The 18285-nt window shown below is 65.8% G+C and carries 17 protein-coding genes; 4 read left to right on the forward strand and 13 right to left on the reverse strand.

The features are described 5' to 3' along the window. The first annotated feature begins 3 nt into the window (after positions 1 to 3). Positions 4 to 1116, forward strand: a complete 1113-nt coding sequence (gene wecB, locus RAMLITH_RS23310) for a non-hydrolyzing UDP-N-acetylglucosamine 2-epimerase (protein WP_181017813.1) — start codon at positions 4 to 6, stop codon at positions 1114 to 1116. Position 1117: 1 nt separating this feature from the next. Continuing rightward, entirely contained in the window at positions 1118 to 2314 is a 1197-nt protein-coding gene (locus RAMLITH_RS26235; RefSeq protein WP_168109856.1) for a glycosyltransferase, read from the forward strand. A gap of 97 nt (positions 2315 to 2411) precedes the next feature. Here RAMLITH_RS26235 and RAMLITH_RS23320 read toward each other — a convergent pair whose 3' ends face one another. Continuing rightward, positions 2412 to 3611: an MraY family glycosyltransferase gene (locus tag RAMLITH_RS23320; RefSeq protein ID WP_168109857.1), complete on the reverse strand. Its 1200-nt coding sequence runs from the start codon at positions 3609 to 3611 to the stop codon at positions 2412 to 2414. Between the two features lie 322 nt (positions 3612 to 3933). Then, positions 3934 to 4221, reverse strand: coding sequence for an H-NS histone family protein (locus tag RAMLITH_RS23325; protein WP_238344357.1), 288 nt, complete (start codon positions 4219 to 4221; stop codon positions 3934 to 3936). Between the two features lie 219 nt (positions 4222 to 4440). Between RAMLITH_RS23325 and RAMLITH_RS23330 the strand changes: the two genes are divergently transcribed. Next, the gene (locus tag RAMLITH_RS23330) at positions 4441 to 5457 is read left to right on the forward strand and encodes a S1C family serine protease (protein ID WP_168109859.1); all 1017 of its coding nucleotides are present in this window, start codon (positions 4441 to 4443) and stop codon (positions 5455 to 5457) included. Between the two features lie 175 nt (positions 5458 to 5632). After that, the gene (rffA, locus tag RAMLITH_RS23335) at positions 5633 to 6772 is read left to right on the forward strand and encodes a dTDP-4-amino-4,6-dideoxygalactose transaminase (protein ID WP_168109860.1); all 1140 of its coding nucleotides are present in this window, start codon (positions 5633 to 5635) and stop codon (positions 6770 to 6772) included. Positions 6773 to 6799: 27 nt separating this feature from the next. Here rffA and RAMLITH_RS23340 read toward each other — a convergent pair whose 3' ends face one another. The 11 genes from RAMLITH_RS23340 to RAMLITH_RS23390 are packed head-to-tail and all read right to left on the reverse strand — an operon-like array spanning position 6800 to position 17988. Further along, complete coding sequence (locus tag RAMLITH_RS23340) at positions 6800 to 8236, reverse strand: MOP flippase family protein (protein WP_168109861.1); 1437 nt, start codon at positions 8234 to 8236, stop codon at positions 6800 to 6802. Continuing rightward, positions 8233 to 8922, reverse strand: a complete 690-nt coding sequence (locus RAMLITH_RS23345) for a class I SAM-dependent methyltransferase (protein WP_168109862.1) — start codon at positions 8920 to 8922, stop codon at positions 8233 to 8235. Before RAMLITH_RS23345 ends, RAMLITH_RS23340 begins: the two co-directional genes overlap by 4 nt. Continuing rightward, positions 8919 to 10007 (reverse strand): TDP-N-acetylfucosamine:lipid II N-acetylfucosaminyltransferase family protein, encoded by a 1089-nt coding sequence (locus RAMLITH_RS23350; protein ID WP_168109863.1) that lies wholly within the window; start codon positions 10005 to 10007, stop codon positions 8919 to 8921. The genes RAMLITH_RS23345 and RAMLITH_RS23350 overlap by 4 nt, the downstream gene beginning before the upstream one ends. After that, positions 9998 to 11230, reverse strand: coding sequence for a glycosyltransferase family 4 protein (locus tag RAMLITH_RS23355; protein ID WP_337786200.1), 1233 nt, complete (start codon positions 11228 to 11230; stop codon positions 9998 to 10000). Before RAMLITH_RS23355 ends, RAMLITH_RS23350 begins: the two co-directional genes overlap by 10 nt. Beyond that, positions 11227 to 12348, reverse strand: a complete 1122-nt coding sequence (locus RAMLITH_RS23360; RefSeq protein ID WP_168109864.1) for a DegT/DnrJ/EryC1/StrS family aminotransferase — start codon at positions 12346 to 12348, stop codon at positions 11227 to 11229. Before RAMLITH_RS23360 ends, RAMLITH_RS23355 begins: the two co-directional genes overlap by 4 nt. 3 nt (positions 12349 to 12351) lie before the next feature. After that, entirely contained in the window at positions 12352 to 13107 is a 756-nt protein-coding gene (locus tag RAMLITH_RS23365) for a class I SAM-dependent DNA methyltransferase (protein ID WP_168109865.1), read from the reverse strand. Positions 13108 to 13112: 5 nt separating this feature from the next. After that, a complete protein-coding gene (locus RAMLITH_RS25920; RefSeq protein ID WP_168109866.1) occupies positions 13113 to 13544 on the reverse strand; it encodes a cupin domain-containing protein in 432 nt (143 codons plus the stop codon). Beyond that, the gene (locus tag RAMLITH_RS23375; protein WP_168109867.1) at positions 13541 to 14470 is read right to left on the reverse strand and encodes a glycosyltransferase; all 930 of its coding nucleotides are present in this window, start codon (positions 14468 to 14470) and stop codon (positions 13541 to 13543) included. Before RAMLITH_RS23375 ends, RAMLITH_RS25920 begins: the two co-directional genes overlap by 4 nt. After that, positions 14467 to 15561, reverse strand: coding sequence for a GDP-mannose 4,6-dehydratase (gmd, locus tag RAMLITH_RS23380; RefSeq protein ID WP_168109868.1), 1095 nt, complete (start codon positions 15559 to 15561; stop codon positions 14467 to 14469). Before gmd ends, RAMLITH_RS23375 begins: the two co-directional genes overlap by 4 nt. Next, complete coding sequence (gene fcl, locus RAMLITH_RS23385; protein ID WP_168109869.1) at positions 15558 to 16538, reverse strand: GDP-L-fucose synthase; 981 nt, start codon at positions 16536 to 16538, stop codon at positions 15558 to 15560. The genes gmd and fcl overlap by 4 nt, the downstream gene beginning before the upstream one ends. Before the next feature lie 13 nt (positions 16539 to 16551). Beyond that, complete coding sequence (locus tag RAMLITH_RS23390) at positions 16552 to 17988, reverse strand: mannose-1-phosphate guanylyltransferase/mannose-6-phosphate isomerase (RefSeq protein WP_168109870.1); 1437 nt, start codon at positions 17986 to 17988, stop codon at positions 16552 to 16554. Positions 17989 to 18285: the final 297 nt, after the last annotated feature.

The raw sequence follows: 18285 nt of genomic DNA on the forward strand, positions 1-18285 counted from the left end.
GTAATGACGATCGTCGGAACGCGGCCGGAACTCATAAAAATGAGCCGGGTCATCGCGGCGCTGGACCGCGAGACCTCCCATTACTTGGTCCACACGGGACAGAACTACGACTACGAACTGAACCAAGTGTTCTTCGACGACCTCGGCATACGGAAACCGGACGCGTTCTTAAATGCCGCGGGACGAAACGCAGCTCAGACCATTGCCACTGTTATAGCCAAGAGCGATGAAATTCTCGAACGCGAGACTCCAGAAGCAGTCCTGCTCTACGGCGACACCAATTCCTGCCTCGCAGTGGTGGCGGCGAAGCGGCGCAAGATACCCGTATTCCACTTTGAGGCAGGCAATCGTTGCTTCGACCAGAGGGTACCGGAGGAGTTGAACCGGAAGATCGTCGACCATCTCGCCGATGTGAACTTTGTGTTGACCGAGCACGCTCGGAGCTATTTGCTCGCGGAAGGACTGCGCCCCGAGACCATCTTTAAGACCGGTTCTCACATGAGGGAGGTTCTCGATTTCTATATGCCGCAGATTCAGGAGTCACAGGTGCTACAGCGGCTCGGCCTAGAACCGAAGAGGTTTTTTGTGGTGAGTGCGCACCGTGAGGAAAACGTGGACTCTCCTGAAAATCTGCAGGACCTTCTCGACGCACTAAACGCCCTTGTTAACGAATACAACATCCCAGTGATCGTTTCAACCCATCCCCGCACACGCAAGCAGCTGGATCAGCGAGGTGGCCGACACCTGCACAAACAAATTATCTTCAGCAAGCCGTTCGGATTCCACGACTACATTCAGTTGCAGCTGAATGCCCGCTGTGTGCTATCCGATAGTGGCACGATCACCGAGGAAGCATCTCTCATGAACATTCCGGCCGTCACGATCCGCAACGCCCACGAGCGACCAGAAGGAATGGACACAGGAACGTTAATCATGAGCGGTCTCAAGCCGGAGCGGGTCCTCGACGCAGTCAGAGCGGTGACGCGGCAATACTCCGCCAGCGCCAGACCGACATTGAGCGTAATCGAGTACGAGAATCCGCATGTTTCCAATCAAGTTATTCGAGTGTTATTGAGCTACATCGACTACATCAACCGGACCGTCTGGTGCAAATGAGGTGGCACGTCGAATCGCTTTGATTGCCGACACGTTCCCGCCATTCAGGACGTCTGGTGCCGTTCAGCTTAGGGATCTTTCTCGCCAGTTTGCACAGGAGGGCATCGATATAACCGTGATACTCCCTGCTGCGGGGTTGGACAGACCGTGGTCGCTCGAGCATCGCGAAAATGTGCAAGTGCTACGTCTGCGGGCCCCAAGAACGAAAGATTTGAACTACGCGCACCGCACCCTGGCTGAAATGTGCATGCCATTTGCGATGATCAAAAACTTACGCCAGAGTCCTCTGGCTGAGACCAGATGGGACGGCGTCATATGGTATTCACCCAGCATCTTTCTCGGGCCGGTCGCGAACGTGCTTAAGAAGGCGAGTAACTGCAACAGCTACCTGATCGTTCGGGACATTTTCCCGGAGTGGGCAGTGGACATGGGCCTGATGGGTCGGGGTGCGCTATATTGGTTTTTCAAAGCTGTCGCTCAGTATCAGTATTTGGTAGCAGACACGATTGGCGTACAGAGTCCTGGAAATCTCGAATTCTTTAAAAAGTGGAAAGACCGCGGTTTCGGCAGACTGGAGGTGCTCCAAAATTGGCTCGCCGACGCACCAGTCTGCGGTTGCTCGATCAATCTCACAGGAACCACCCTATCCGACCGGAAGATCTTTGTCTATGCTGGTAACATGGGCGTAGCGCAGGGAATGGATATTCTTCTGGAATTAGCGGACTCGTTTCGCGGGCGACAAGACATCGGTTTCGTGTTCGTGGGCCGCGGCAGTGACGCCTCACGCTTAGTGACTAACGCACGAACGCGGGGGCTGCAGAATGTGCTCTTTTTTGATGAAATCGAGCCGCAACAAATTCCTGGTCTACTTGCACAATGCCAAGCGGGCATCGTTGCACTAGATCCACGCCATAAAACTCACAATATTCCAGGAAAATTTCTCACATACATGCAAAGCGGTTTGCCGGTACTTGCAACTGTAAATAATGGCAACGATCTTGTAAAATTAATACGAACAGAGGACGTTGGTCGAGCTTGCACGGATAACTCCGTCGCAACGCTGCACGGACTCGCAGAGGATTTATTGCTACAGCTAGAGCGCGATCTGGAGATGCGCGGCCGGTGCAAACAGCTTTTTGGACGTTTGTTTTCGCCTGCAGCAGCAACTAACCAAATTCTCGCAGCATTAAAAATGTAACATTCTCGGAAATATTAAAAAAAGCCGACGCCTTTTGCGGGAACCGCCGAACCGTACGGTTGCCTATATCTGCGTCCGGATGAGAGGATGAGCAGGCTTAACTGCGCCCCACTATCGTCCGCCGGTCACGGCCGTGTTGACGCTGACGGTTGGTGTGCCTGCCCAACCGATACGGAGGCAATGCGGAGGACGCCGCCACTTGCGTCGACCCATCGACCCCCATCTTTTGAGCCAAGTACCTGTACGAGGCGTGATACGACAGCGCGCAAATGGCAGTTCCCAAGACCAGCAGCAGGGGCCGATCGAAATAGACCGTGGCAGCGACCGCCGGCAACGCGCTGAACCCCCACATGATCGGCGACACCGCCGCATTCCTCACGCTCTTGTCGACCCCGATCGCCGACAACTTCGGCCGAATCAGCTTCACCTTGATCAGGCTGTGAAGATGGCCGCTGTCAGGCGCCCCCGGCGACTGGCGCTTGGCGTAGCGGCGGGCCATGCTGTAGATCACTTCGATCACCGGGTATGCGCACACGAGCAACGCCGCCCATACTGAAACTTCGGGGTTGCGGACCGGCAGCAGCACGGCCAGCCAGGCGAGCGCGAACCCGGAGAAGTAGGCGCCGCCGTCGCCCATGAACAACTTGCCCCACGGGTAGTTCACCAGCCAGAAGCCGCCGATAGCGGCCGCCAGCATGAAGCAGGCGATGGCCAGTTGCGGGTCGTCGGCCTGCGCAGCGATCGATCCCAACGCCATCAGCGCGATGATCGTCGTGCCGCTGGCCAGGCCGTGGAAGCCGTCGATGATGTTGATGGCGTTGGCGACGCCGCCCACGGCGAAGGCGGTGAACAGCACCGCGATCGGCGTGATCGTCATGATCCAGTCGAGGCCGTAGACATCCAGCCGATCAAGCGCGACGCCGGTGATCAGCCAGGCGACAAACCCGCCGAGCATGGTGGCGACGAGGCGCGGCAGGACGCCAACGCGCTTGGTGAGGTCTTCCGCGAGGCCGCACACCAGCGGCACGAAACCGGCGACCAGGATGACGCCGAGGATGTCGCGCACGCCCTTGTCGCGCACAACCACCCAGGCCAGCACGACGCCGAGGTAGATGCCGATTCCGCCGACGCGGGGCGTCGGCTCCGCATGGAACTTCTGCACGCCGATGGTGCTGTCCAGCGTGAGGTGGCCGTGGTGCTTCTTGGTCAACACCAGGGCGAGCGATACCGAGAAGGCACACAGCAACGCCACCGCGGCGGATGCCGCTTGCCACGAAACTGCATATGTGTCAAGCATGTATTTGTACCTTCATGAAACCGCTCCGTGCACCACTCCAGTACTGCGAATGACCTCTCGCCGGGGTGTGCCCTCGGGCTTGCACGGCGAGTGGCGACTGTAGTTCACGAAGTTCGCCGCGTCCAGTGTGGGAAAACACCCACTACGACACAGCGATTTTCTGAGACACAAAAACGACAGTTCGTTACGCTTGGGTCGGTTTGTCGTGACGGATATCACTCGCGGTGCGCTTCACCCGACGGCGGCCGTGGGGAATGGGCGCAAAAAAGCCCGCTCGAGGCGGGCGTTGCGGCGAGGGCGAGATGCCCGCCTGCCGTCGGGTTCAGACTGCGAAGTCTTCGATCTTCTTGCCGGCCTTCAGCGCCTCCTGGACCCAGCGCGGCTTGCGGCCACGGCCGCCGGACCATGTTTCGCCGTTCGGGCCGCGGTATTTGACGGCGCTCTTTCCTTTGGCACCGGTGCTGCGCTTGCGCGGGGCGGCCGCGCCGCCGATGTCCTGCGCCGTCAGGCCGTAGGTTTCCATCTTCTGGCGGATATCGGCGATCACGGCGTCTATTTCCTTTTGCCGCACCTGTTCGGCCTCGGCCATCAGTTGCTGCGCCTTTTCCATCAGCTCGATATACGTCGCCATGATTTCCCTTTGAAGATGAATTGGAGGAATTCCAATTATGCGGGATTTCCGCCTTCATTCAATTCGACCCACGGCGCGCAGAGTGGTGGTCCTTAGGCTGGAGCGCTGTAACTCGTACGCCCGCGCTGAACCGGTTGCCAGAACCCGCGGGAACGCCCATTCTTCCGATGTCGGACCGTCGCTTTCAGGGGGTGTGTCATGTGGCCGCGTCTCGTGCTCGTGGTGTCGCTGTTCCTGGGCGCGGTGTCGCCCGCATTCGGTGCAACTGACAGTGCAGCGGGCGTGCAGTCCGCGCTGGAGACCCTCAAGCGGGCCAATGCAGCCGTGGTGGGCCTGGAGGTGACGGCCATCGCCGATGCCCGCTCGGCAGAGACCCTGGGGCGGCAGCGCAGCGGCTCCGGGGTGGTGATCACCGCCGACGGCTTGATCCTCACCATCGGCTACCTCATCCTCGAAGCCGACACCATCCAGGTGACCACGCAGGACCGCAAGACCTGGCCGGCCCGGCCGGTGGCGTACGACGTGGCCACCGGCTTCGGGCTGGTGCGGCCGCTGATGCCGTTGCGGGGTGTGAGCCCGGTGCGGCTGGGCGACGCCGGGCAGGCGGCGGCGGGTGAACCGATGATGGTGTCCACCGGCGGCGAGGACGCCGAGGTGGAACTCACGCACCTGGTCAGCAAACGGCCGTTCTCGGGCTACTGGGAATACCACATCGAGGGCGCCCTCTTCACCAGTCCCGCCGTGGGCAACCATAGCGGCGCGCCGTTGTTCAACCAGCGTGGCGAGCTGCTTGGCATCGGCAGCCTGTTCGTGGCCGACGCGCTGGGGCAGGCGCCGCGCGTGCCGGGGAACATGTTCGTGCCGGTCGATCTGCTCAAGCCGATCCTCGACGAACTGCAGGCCACCGGCAGCACGAAGCAGAGTCACCGGCCGTGGCTGGGCGTGACGTCGGGCGAGCAGGACGGGCGGGTGATCGTGGTGCGGGTGGCGGCCGGCAGCCCGGCGCAACAGGGCGGCATCCAGCGCGGCGACGTGATCGTGGCCATCGACGGCGAGGCGGTGGCTTCGCTGGAGGGCTTCTACAAGCGCCTGTGGAAGCGGGCCAACCCCGACGACGAGATCCGGGTGACGGTGCTGCGCGGGGAGGAGATGCAGACGATCACGGTGCGAGGGGTGGATCGGATGACGACGATGGCGAAGCCGAAGGGGATTTGAGGGGGAGCACCCTCACCCCTGCCCTCTCCCGCGAGCGGGAGAGGGAGACAGATAGGGGGTTGCCCCCACCCCTGCCCTCCCCCAAAGGGGGAGGGAGCAAGTCACCCTCACCCCTGCCCTCTCCCGCAAGCGGGAGAGGGAGAAAGTCCGATACATTGGACGCACGAGGGCTGCCATGCATATTCCGTTCAACAAGCCGTATCTCACCGGCAAAGAGCTGCACTACATCGCCGAGGCCCATGCCAGGGGCCAACTGGCGGGCGACGGGCATTTCACGCGGTTGTGCAGCGGGTGGCTGGAGCAGACCACCGGCTGCGCGAAGGCGCTGCTGACGCACTCGTGCACGGCGGCGCTGGAGATGGCGGCGATCCTGGCGGACATCCAGCCGGGCGACGAGATCATCATGCCGTCCTTCACCTTCGTGTCGACGGCCAACGCGTTCGTGCTGCGCGGCGGCGTGCCGGTGTTCGTCGACATCCGGCCCGACACGCTCAACATCGACGAGCGGCTGATCGAGCGCGCCATCACGCGCCGGACCAAGGCCATCGTGCCCGTGCATTACGCCGGCGTGGCATGCGAGATGGACGCCATCATGGACATCGCCCGCGCCAACGGCCTGCTCGTGATCGAGGACGCCGCCCAGGGCGTGATGGCCACCTACAAGGGGCGCCCGCTCGGCACCATCGGCCACCTGGGCTGCTTTTCGTTCCACGAGACCAAGAACATCATCTCGGGCGAAGGCGGTGCGCTCCTGGTCAACGATCCGCACCTGGCCGAGCGAGCCGAAATCATCCGCGAGAAAGGCACCAACCGCAGCCTGTTCTTCCGCGGCCAGGTGGACAAGTACACCTGGGTCGACATCGGCTCGTCGTACCTGCCCGGCGAGATCGTCGCCGCCTTCCTGTGGGCGCAGATGCAGGAGGTGCAGTCCATCACGCGCCAGCGGCTGGCGCTGTGGGACGCGTACCACGCCGCCTTCGAGCCGCTGGCGCGCTCCGGCGCCCTGCGCCGCCCGATCGTTCCCGCCGGGTGCGGGCACAACGCGCACATGTACTACCTGCTGCTGTCCGGCCTGGAGCAGCGCACTTCGTTCATCCAGCGGCTGGCCGGCCAGGACATCCACAGCGTCTTCCACTACGTCCCGCTGCACAGCTCGCCGCACGGCCTGCGCCACGGGCGCGCTGCCGGCCAACTGCCGCTGACGACCGACGCGGCCGACCGGCTCGTGAGGTTGCCGCTGTGGATCGGCCTGGACCAACACCAGGCCCGGGTCGTCGACGCGGCACAAGGCGCGATCGACCGAGTGAGCGCCTGACCGGCGCCAGGCCCGCCGCCGGTCGGGTCAACCGCGCCGCACCATGGCAGCCAGTGCTTCCAGGAACTCGCGGTTCCAGGCGCGATAGACCACCAGGGTGACGGCGGCGCCTGCCGCGAGACCGGCGGCCAGCCTCGGGATCGTTCCGGGCACCGCCGAGGCTGCCAGAAAGCCCGCCAGCGCGGCAGCCGCGGCAGCCAGCGCCGGAACGATCAACTGCGCGTGGTACTGCCGGAAGCCGGCACCGCACAGCGGCCGCACCAGCAGCAGCCAGCCGGGCACCAGCAGCAGGCACTGCATGGCGAGCAGCGACCACGCCACGCCGGCAACGCCCCACGTGGCACCGACGGCGATGAAGGCCGGCAGCAGCACCAGCAGGCCCACGTTCCACCAGAACCCGCGCCGGACCCGGCCTCGCGCGAGCAGGAGCGAGCCGACCGGGTTGGCGGTGGACCGGACCGCCGCGTACGCGGCCAGGATCTGGATCAGCGGGACCGCCGCCAGCCACTTCTCGCCGAACAGCAGCAGCGTGATCTCGCGGGCGAAGACGGCGATGGCCGCGTAGATCGGGAAATTGAGCGACGACAGGTGGTTGATCGTCTGCAGGTAGATGGCTCGCAGTCGCGCCAGGTCGTCCTGCACCTTGGCCATCACTGGCGTCGACACCCGCGTCACGATTGGGTTGACGATCTCGGCCGGCCGCATCACCAGCTGCCTGGCGACCGAATACAGGCCCAGCGCTTCCGTGCCCGCCAGGCGGCCGATCAGCAGGCTGTCCAGGTTGGCGTTGAAGAAATTGATGACCGCCTCGCCCATCTGCCAGGCGCCGAAGCTGAAGAAATGCCGCACTTCCGCCGGCCGGAAATGCAGCCGCGGGCGATGAATTCGCCGCCCGAATACGACGGTCAATGCGGTTTCGAGCGCCGCGGTGAGCACGGCCGAATAGACCAGAGAATAGACGCCCGCGCCGGACCATGCCAATAGAACGGCCGCCACCAGCCCGCAAAACCTGCTGGCCATGCCGATGCGCGCGAGCAAATTGAAATGCAATTCCTTTTGGAGGAGCACGCCGAATTGCTGTCCGAACGGCTGCACCAGCAATGTCAGCGCGGCCACCATGATCACGGACGCCAGCTCGGGCTCGCGATAGAACGTCGCCAAGGGGCCCGCCAGCGCCACGACGACGCCGAAGACGACCAGCCCGGCGGCGACATTGACCCAATAGAGGGTGCTGAGTTGGGACTCGCTCACATCCTGGCGATGGATGATGCCGTTGCTGATGCCCATGTCGGCGAAGAACTGGGAGAAGCCCAGCACGACGGCAGCGATGGCCATCAGGCCGAAGGCCTGTGGCTGCAGCAGGCGCGCCAGCACCGCGATGAACACGATGCCGGAAACCACGTTGAAGAGGTTTTCGGCCGCGGTCCACCGGACCCCGCTGAGTGCCCGTTGGCGGAGGTTCAATTTCTTCTTGCCGTCACGTAGTAGCCACAGGCCTCCAGGGCCCAGTCGTCGTCCAGCCGGTCGAGCAGGGGCGCCAGCTTCTGCCCGGCGAACCAGAACACCGAGAACACCGCCCGCAGCAGCAGCCGCACCGGGGCGGGTCCCCGGACGAGACGGCAGCTGAAGTAGTTCGCCTTCAGCGTCATGGTGGTGAAGAACCCGGCCTGGGGATGCACGGTGACGTCGACGAACCCGGCCGTCCTCAACAGGTGCTCCAGCGCGTACGGCGTGTAGCGGTAGAAGTCGTGGGGCGCTTCGTGCACCCACCACTGCCAGGGCACCTGCAGCACGATGGCCCCGCCCGGCCTCAGGATGCGGTGCGCCTCGGCGAGCATCCGCCCGGGTTCACGCAGGTGCTCCAGCACCGACAGCGACACGACGGTGTCGGCAACCCCGGATGCGACCGGCAAGGGCTCGTTGAGGTCCGCCACGATGTCGGCCTGGATCGGGTGCTGGCTGCCGGACCAGTCGACGGTGACGTACTTGTCGCTGTGCCGGGTGAAGAACTCGCGATATGGCGCCTCGCCGGCGCCGAGGTCGTAGAGCACCCCCTTGTACAGGGGAACGAATTGCTCGAGAAACCGGTCCCCGATGTCGTAGACCAGCCAGTTGTGCGCCTGTCGGTTGGCGTGGTGCCTGCTGATCATGGGGACTCGAACAGCGAGCGCAGCTGTGCCCGCAAGACGTCGGCGGAAAACCGCTCGGCCACGATCTTCGTGTTGGCGCGGGCGGTGTCCTCGTCGAGCGGCACCGGGTCCAGCCCGGCGACGTCGAACACGGCCAGCTGCAGCCCCTGCAGGAACTCCCAGGTGCTGATGTCGCTGCGCAGGAACACCTTCTTGCCCAGCCCCAGCAAGGTGATGATGTTGCCCATGCCTTGCTGGCGGCGATGGTTGAAGACCGCCACGTCCATCTCGCGCAGCAGGCCCAGGTAGTCGTCCGGACGCATGAAGTCGGTCAGCGCCACGAACTTCTCGCCCAGGAGCCGGCGCCCTTCCTGCGCGATCGCGCGCCCGTACTCCAGGTCTCCGTACGACAGCGGCGCGAAGACCTTGATGTCGGCGTCGCGGTGCGCGGCCAGTTTGCGCAGCACCTCGAGATGCTCGTTGGTGGGGTCGGCCGAATTGCCGACCAGGATGTTGATGGTGCCGCCACTGCGCGGCGGCATGCCGGCGTGCCGGTACACGTTGCTCGTGTACATCAGGCACTCGCGGTAGCGGCCGCGCGCGCCGTACCACTCGCGGGCGCGCGCCACGTCGCCTTCGATGTAGCTCACCAGGTGGCCCAGCCGCCTGATGACGAATTCGCGCAGGAACTCGTTCCTGCGCCAGGCCCACGTGCGAGGGGCCGACCGGTACCAGTACAGGTCGCCGCCCCAGATCATCCAGTAGCACCTGGCCAGCAGCCAGGGCTGGAGCGCAAGCAGCCGCACCGCGCGCTCGTCGAAGAGGCCGTGCAGGATGATCCTGTCGGCCCGGTTCGTCGCGCGCAGGAGTTCCAGCCGCAGCTGCCAGGGCGTCAGTCCGGCTTCCAGCAGCACGTTGGGCCGCTGGCGCAGCGGATAGCGCTGCGAGTCGCCGAGGCAGATGAACCGGTGGCGGTCGAAGTCGCCGCACTCCTGCTCCACGAAGTCGATGAACGGCGCGATGAACTTGTCGAGGGTGACGATGTGCAGGATGGGCCGCGTGCCGATGCTCGCCGCCGCCGTGCCGAGCGCGCTGCTCATCGCCATGCGGCCCTGCGGCGCCGGAAGTCCTCGACGATCGCCCGCAGCGTCGCAAGACGATCCTCGTCGCTGTGCCGTGCCAGCTTCGCGTGCCCGGCTGCAACCAGGCGCGCCCGCAATCCCGGGCTGGCCATGAGGTCGGCCAGGTGGCGCGCCATGGAATCGGGACGGCGCAGATCCATCAGCAACGCCGCATCGCCGACCTGCTCGCGCAGGCCCGGCTTGTCCGGATAGAGCACGGGTACCGAGTTGGCGAAGGCCTCCAGCGGTGGCAGGTTGGTCGGCCCGAAATACGTCGGCATCACCAGCGCCACCGACTGCCGGTAGAAATACGGCATCTGCCCGTCGGGAACGAAGCCCGCGAACCTGACCCGGTCGGCAAGACCCAGTTTTTCGGCTTTGGCCTTCACGAACGCCAGGTTGCCCTTGTCGCCGCCCGAAAAGACGGCGCCCAGCCGGTGGCCGTGCAGTTGCTCCAGGCGCTGCAGGCCCTCCAGCAGGTACACGTGGTTCTTGTGCGGCCAGAACTGGGCCGGATAGAACACGTAGTCGCCGGCCAGGCCGTACCGCTCCTTCACGTCGAAAAAGCCTGCCTGGTAGGCCTCGTCGGAGATGTCCTGCGCCGCCGCCGGCGAGAACGGCATCACGTGGGTCCGCCAGGCGTCGACGCCGTAACGGCGCACCACGTTGTAGCGGCCCGCCTCCGAATCGACCAGCACGGCCGTCGCCCTGGGCAGGATGCTGTGGTACACCGACTCGCGCTGCTCGAACTCGCGGCCGCGCCGCACTTCGGGAAACTCCGGTTCGTCGCGGTGGCACAGGTCCCACACCGTGGTGATGTAGTTCAGCGTGTCGAGATGCCGCGCCAGCAGCGACGGCGAAAGGAAGTAGACCAGGTCGATGCCGCGCCGGGACAACTGCGCTTCCAGCGCCGCACCGCCGGCCAGCGTTCGGCAGGGTCCATGCAGGTTGGGCCATTCGTGTTCGATCCTGGCCAGCACGCGAGCGGCTGCCGACACGCGCAGGTGCGAGGCGCGAATGCCGTGCCGCTCGAGCGCCGCCAGGTTGCCTTCGTGCAAGGTGAGGAACACCGGTTCCGCCAGGTCCCTGGGGAGCCGCATGACCAGGCGCGCCGCATTCACCGACTGCTGGTAGCCGCCGCCCTGGTGGATCTCCTGCTCGAGGACGACGGCCAGGCGGACCGGACGCATGACGGGCGCGCCGCTCACGGCCGCAGCACCTGGTGCAGGATGCCGGCCACCACGCCGATGCTGTCGTCCGACAGCGCCATGCCGCTCGGCACGTAGAACCCCTGCCGGTACATGCGCTCGGCCGCCGGATGGCGCTCGCCCTCGAAGAGCCCGCGCTTGCGCAGCACGGGCTGCTGGTGCATGGGGCAGAAGAACGGGCGCGTTCCCACGCCGCGGTCGGCCAGGCGCTTCATCGCCGTCTCGGCGTCCAGCCCCGTCGATTCGTCGAGGACCAGGCCGTAGACCCAGTAGATGTTGTCGGCGTAGGCGGTGTGGGTCAGCGGCAGTTGCACGCCGGGCAGGCCGGCCAGCAGACGGGTGTAGAGCGCGCCCATGCGGCGCTTGCGGGCCACGAACTCGTCGAGCCGTTCGAGCTGGGCCAGGCCGAGCGCCGCCTGCAGGTTGGTCATGCGCAGGTTCCAGCCCAGGCGCTCGTGCACGAAGCGCTTGTGCGGCTGGAAGCAGAGGTTGCGCAGGCCGCGGCAGGTCTCGGCGAGTTCGTCGTCGTCGGTGACGATCATCCCGCCTTCGCCGGTGGTGACGTGCTTGTTGGGATAGAAGCTGAAGGTGCTCAGGTCGCCGAAGCTGCCGCACGGCCGGCCGCGGTACGTCTGGCCGTGCATCTCGGCGGCGTCCTCGATCACCTTGAGGCCGTGCCGCCGGGCGACGTCCAGCACCGGGTCCACGTCCACCGGCAGGCCGTAGATGTGGACGATCATGATGGCCTTGGTGCGCGGCGTGATCTTCGCCTCGACCTGGGCGGCGTCCATGTTCCAGGTGGCCGGGTCGCTGTCCACCAGCACCGGCGTGGCGCCGTTGCGCACGACCTGGTTGACGCAGGAGATGATGGTGAAGGCCGGCATGATCACTTCGTCGCCCGGCCCTATGTCCAATGCCTCCACGGCGGCGTCCAGCGCGCCCGTGCCGTTGGACACGGCGATGCCGTGCTTGCGGCCGACCCGGGCGGCGAACTTCTGCTCGAACTCCTTCACGAACGGGCCTTCGGAGGAGATCCAGCCGCTCGCTATGCATTCCAGCAGGTACTTCTTCTCGTTGCCGTCCAGCAAGGGCTCGTTGACGGGAATGAAGCCGGCCATGTCTCAGTTCTTTCTCAGGACGACGCAGACGCCCCAGGTGTCCTCGCCGGGCGGACGGCCGGTGAGGAACTCCTCGGCGGCGATGCGGCGGAAGCCGCTCGCCGCGGCCAGGAGGTCGATCTCGGGCAGCGAGAAGTGGCGCATGGCGTGGACCTCGGTCAACGTCTGCACGGCGCCGCTGGCGCGGTCGCGGGCGTAGATGGTGTAGTGCACGTCGACCCGGTTCGCATCGGGGTACGTCGCGGGCTCGGCGATCCGCGTGATCTCCACGTGTTCGTCGGCCATGCGCTTGACCCGCACCGACGGACGCTGCGCGTACACGGCGGGCGAATACCAGAAGTCGAACACGAACAGGCCGCCGCCCGGCACGTGCTCGCCGGCGCGGGCGAACACGGACTGCACGTCCTCGTTGCCGGTCTGGTAACTGACGACATGGAACAGCGACAGCACCGCGTCGTACGTGCGGTGCATCCGCGTCGTGCGGATGTCGCCCACCTGGCAGGTGAACCCCTCGCCCTGGACCGCCTGCGCCACCATCGCTTCGCTGCGTTCGATGCCATGCACACGGTATCCCTGCTGCGCCAGGAGCCGTCCGTGCTTGCCGGTGCCGCAGCCCAGCTCCAGCAGGTCGCCCGCACCGCGGCCATGGCGCCCGAGCAGGCCATGGACGTACGCGGCCTCGCCGGCATAGTCCTTGTCGCGGTACAGCAGGTTGTAATAGCGGCTGTAGGCGTCGAAGACGGCGGGGGCGCTGGTCATGGGCATCAGTCCTTCAGCACCACCTGGCCGGGCGGCACGGGCTCGAACCGGGTCTTGTCGGCATCGCCCGCGTAGGGACCTTGCTTGACCTCGATGATCTCGCTGGGCTCGAGCATCTCGAAGCCGTGGCCGCCGAAGGCCAGCAGGATCACGTCGCCCGCAGCCAGCACCCGGCTTTCCAGGTAGCGCTGGCCCTCGTCGTAGAAATCCACCCGCACCCGGCCCGACCTGATGAACAGCACCTCCTTGGTGAACTGCACGTCGCGCGGCACCGGGTTGTGCACGTGCGGCGGGATGACGTAGCCGGCCGGGCGGTTCATGTACGCGAGTTGCTGCGAGAAGTCGGGGGGCGTGAAGAACTGGATGCCTTCGCCAGCGTAGCTCGCCCTCAGGATCAGGGCCAGGTCCCGGCCTTCGCACTTGACTGCGTCGATCATCTCGTGGCTCCAAGAGGGATCGCCGCCGCGACCTTGAGCAGCGTGCCCGCGCGGCGCGGCGACTTGTGCCGGCGAACCAGCGCCGACGTGAGGGATCGCGCCAGCGCCGGCAACTCGCTCGCGGCGAGGCGCTCGGCCTGGTCGAACGCGCCGAACGCCAGCGCCCTGGCCACCAGGCCGGCCACGGCCATGCGCCAGGCCACCGGCCCGTGGGCGTCGATGATCGCCGCGCGGTGCTTGCGCATCACGTATTCATGGCCGGCGAGGTCGCGCGCCGGGTCCTTGCTGATCGACTCGTCGTTGTGCGCCACCCATTCGAACAGGCATTCGTCCAGGTGCAGGAAGCCGCAGCGCTCGGAAAGCCGGATGGCCGTGTCCCACTCCTGGTACGAAGGGCAGTCCTCGTCAAGCAGGCCGATGTCGTCGAGGGCCCGCTTGCTCACCAGCATCGTCGGGAACATCGGGCCGCTGCGCAGCAGCAGCTTGCGATGGCAGTTGCCGTGAAAGCCCCACTCGATGAGGGGGGCCGAGCGCGTTCCATCGGTGAAGACGATGCGTCCGTTGGTGATGACCACCAGGCGGTCGGACGACCCGTTGGCCTTCAGCGCCCCCACCTGCTTTTCGAGCTTGGTCGGCAGCCACCGGTCGTCGGAGTCCTGGAACGCGATCCAGTCGCAGCGCGCCGAACGGATGCCGTGGTTCCTGGCGGCCTGCGCGCCACGGCCTTCGGGCAGCCGCTCGTAGCGCACGCCATGTTTCGCGTACGACTCGACGACGGCGCGCGTGCCGTCGGTGGAGCGGTCGTCGACGACGATGATTTCCCGGGGCGGCAGCGTCTGCGAAATCACAGACTCCAGGCAATACGGCAGCTTCGTCTCCCGGTTCCTGGCCGGAATGACCACCGAGATGTCCATCGTCGCGCTCACTCGTTGTAGTCCATCGGCTGGTAGCCGTGTCTCTTGATCAGCTCGTCGCGCTCGGCCGACCGCAGGTCTTCGCGCGCCATCTCGGCCACCAATTCCGCGAACGAGATCTTCGGCACCCACCCGAGCTTGTCCTTCGCCTTGCTGGCATCGCCAAGCAAGGTCTCCACTTCGGTCGGACGGAAGTAGCGCGGGTCGACCTCGACGATGCAGCGGCCGGCCGCGTCGTAGCCCTTTTCGGCCACGCCGGTGCCCTTCCAGGTGATGGACATCCCGAACTCGCGGGCGGCGGCATCGACGAAATCGCGGACGCTGTATTGCACGCCGGTGGCGACCACGAAGTCCTCGGGCTGCTCCTGCTGCAGCATCAGCCACATCATCTCGACGTAGTCCCTGGCGTGGCCCCAGTCCCGCCTGGCGTCCAGGTTGCCGAGGTAGAGGCAGTCCTGCAGCCCCAGCTTGATCCGCGCGAGGGCCCGGGTGATCTTGCGGGTGACGAAGGTCTCGCCGCGCACCGGGCTCTCGTGGTTGAACAGGATGCCGTTGCAGGCGTAGATGCCGTACGCCTCGCGGTAGTTGACGGTGATCCAGTACGCGTACAGCTTGGCGACGGCGTACGGGCTGCGCGGGTAGAACGGGGTGGTCTCCTTCTGCGGGCTCTCCTGCACCAGCCCGTACAGCTCGCTGGTAGAGGCCTGGTAGAAGCGCGTCGATTTCTCCATGCCCAGGATCCGGATGGCCTCCAGGATGCGCAGCGCGCCCAGCGCGTCCGAATTGGCGGTGTATTCCGGCTCCTCGAAGCTGACGGCCACGTGGCTTTGCGCCGCCAGGTTGTAGATCTCGGCCGGCCGCGCCTGCTGGATGATGCGTGTCAGGCTGGAACTGTCGGTGAGGTCGCCGTGGTGCAGGAAGAAGCGCACGTCCTTCTCGTGCCGGTCCTGGTACAGGTGGTCGATGCGGTCGGTGTTGAACAGGCTGGTGCGGCGCTTGAGGCCGTGGACGACGTAGCCCTTGCCCAGCAGGAACTCCGCCAGGTACGCGCCGTCCTGCCCGGTGATGCCCGTGATCAGGGCTACTTTTTCGCGTGCGGTCATGTCTGTGTTCCGGTGGATGCCTGCGCGGCCGCCGCCTGCAGGAAGGCGGCATAGGTCTGCCGCAGGCCTTGCTCCAGGCCGATCGTCGGCCGCCAGCCCAGCGCCGCGATGCGGGAACTGTCCATCAGCTTGCGCGGGGTGCCGTCCGGCCTGGTCGCGTCGAAAACGATCTCGCCGGCGTAGCCGACGGTTCGCGCCACCAGCGCGGCCAGGTCGCGGATGGAAATTTCGGCGCCGCTGCCGACGTTGACGTGGCCCAGCATCGGTTGCGTGTGCCTCTGGTAAGTGCCCCGGTCCAGGTCCATCACGTGCAGGCAGGCGGCCGCCAGGTCGTCGACGTGCAGGAACTCGCGCAGCGGCGTGCCGGTGCCCCAGACCGTCACGGCGGGCCGCGCGTTTGCCTTGGCCTCGTGGAAGCGGCGGATCAGGGCCGGGATCACGTGCGAGTTCTCGGGGTGGTAGTTGTCGCCGGGACCGTACAGGTTGGTAGGCATCACGCTGCGGTAGTCGACACCGTATTGCCGGTTGTAGCTCTCGCACAGCTTGATGCCGGCGATCTTGGCGATGGCGTACGGCTCGTTGGTGGGCTCCAGCGGCCCGGTGAGCAGCGCGTCCTCGCGCATCGGTTGCGGGGCCAGCCGCGGATAGATGCAGCTCGATCCGAGAAAGAGCAGCTTGCCGACGCCGGCGCGGAAGGCCGCGTCGATCACGTTGGCCTCGATCATGAGGTTGCGATAGATGAAGTCGGCCGGAAAAGTGTCGTTGGCATGGATGCCGCCTACCTTCGCCGCGGCCAGGACCACCCGGGTCGGACGCTCGGCGGCAAAAAAGGCGCGGACGGCGGCCTGGTCGACCAGGTCCAGTTGGGCATGGGTGCGCGTGACGAGGTTCCCGGTCCCGCGCGCCGCCAAGGCGCGCACGATCGCCGAGCCCACCATCCCGAGGTGGCCCGCCACGTAGACCTTGTCCTGGGTCATGGCCGCGGCAGCCTCAGGCCGCCTTCTTCGCGGTGTCCAGCGGCACCACGCGTCCGTACGAATCGTCGAAGCGGACGATGTCGTCCTCCTCGAGATAGCCGCCCGACTGCACCTCGATCATCTCGAGATCGGTCTTGCCCGGATTGCGCAGCCGGTGCACCTCGCCCAGCGGGATGTAGGTGGACTGGTTTTCGGACAGCAGGAAGGTTTCGCTGCCGCAGGTGACTTCGGCGGTGCCGCGCACGACCACCCAGTGTTCGGCGCGGTGGTGGTGCATCTGCAGGCTGAGCGACGCCCCCGGCTTGACGTGGATGTGCTTGACGACGAAGCGGTCGCCGGCCTCCATGCTGTCGAACCAGCCCCAGGGACGCGCGACCTTGCGGTGCACCACGGCTTCGGGCCGCTCTTCGGCTTCCAGCGCGGCGACGACCGACTTGACCTGTTCGGCGGCCGAGCGGGCGGCGACCAGCAGCGCATCGGGCGTGTCGATGATCAGCAGGTCCCTGGTCCCCAGCGCCACGACCCGGCGGGTGGGCGCATGGATATAGGTGGTTTCGGCCGCCAAGGCGGAGCCGTTGCCCGAAATGCGGTTGCCGGCGGCGTCGGGCGGCGTGAGATCGGCGACCGCGTTCCAGCTGCCGACGTCGCTCCAGGCGCCGCTGAACGGAAACACCACCACGTTGTCGTGCTTCTCGATCACGGCGTAATCGATGCTCTCGGAGCGGCAGGCGGCAAATGCCTGCGCATCCGGGCGCAGGAAGTCGCCGTCGCGCGCCGGATTGGCGATGGCCTTGCGGCAGGCCGCCAGGATATCGGGGGCGTGCTTTTCCAATGCATGCAACAGCGTGGCAGCGGTGCACAGGAAGATGCCTGCATTCCACAGCACGTTGCCTGCCAGCAGCAATTGCTGCGCCTTCTGGGCGTCGGGCTTTTCGATGAAGCGCGAGACGGCGAATCCGCCGTTGGAATTGCCCGCGCCCTGTTCCACGTAGCCGTAGGCCGTGCTCGGAAAACTGGGCGTGACGCCGAAGATCACCATGGCGCCGGCATCGGCAGCCGGCGCCGCGGCTTGCACCATCCGGACGAAGGCGTCGATGTCCGGGATGTGGTGGTCGGCCGGGGCGAAGAGCAGCTTCTGGTCGGGGGCCGCGTGCAGGGCCGCCAGCGCCATGGCGGCTGCCGTGTTGCGTGCGACCGGCTCCAGGATGATGGTGCCCGCCGTGCCGGCGGCCTCGGCCGCGTCGCGGATGAAGAAGCGGTGTTCCTCGGAGCCGACGCAGATGGTCTCGGGCCTGGCCTGGCCCTGCCCGAACGGCTTGACCCGTTCCAGGGTGAGCTGCAGCAGGCTGCGCCCGCCGATCAGCGGCACGAACTGCTTGGGGAACGACTTCCTGGACAAGGGCCAGAGCCGGGTGCCGGAGCCGCCGCAGAGGATGACGGGTTGGATCATTGGAAGATGGCCGGATTGTTCAGCTGTCGGATTATGGGAGCGGCGGCGGCATCGGCGATGGGAAAGACGCCAGGAGTGTGGCGCGTGGCGAACAGGGGTGCGGGTTCGTGCGTGCCCCCACCCCAACCCCTTCCCCCAGAGGGGGAGGGAGTGAAGATCCCCTCTCCCTCCGGGAGAGGGCTAGTGTCCTGTCCCACAAATATCTGTGCTCTCGCTGGTTCGTAGCGGGCCGCAGGCAAGGCGCGGGCGCCGGCCAATACTTGACGTATTGGCCGGTGACCGTAACGCGGCATGCGG

This window comes from Ramlibacter lithotrophicus, from assembly GCF_012184415.1.
GTDB lineage: Bacteria > Pseudomonadota > Gammaproteobacteria > Burkholderiales > Burkholderiaceae_C > Ramlibacter > Ramlibacter lithotrophicus.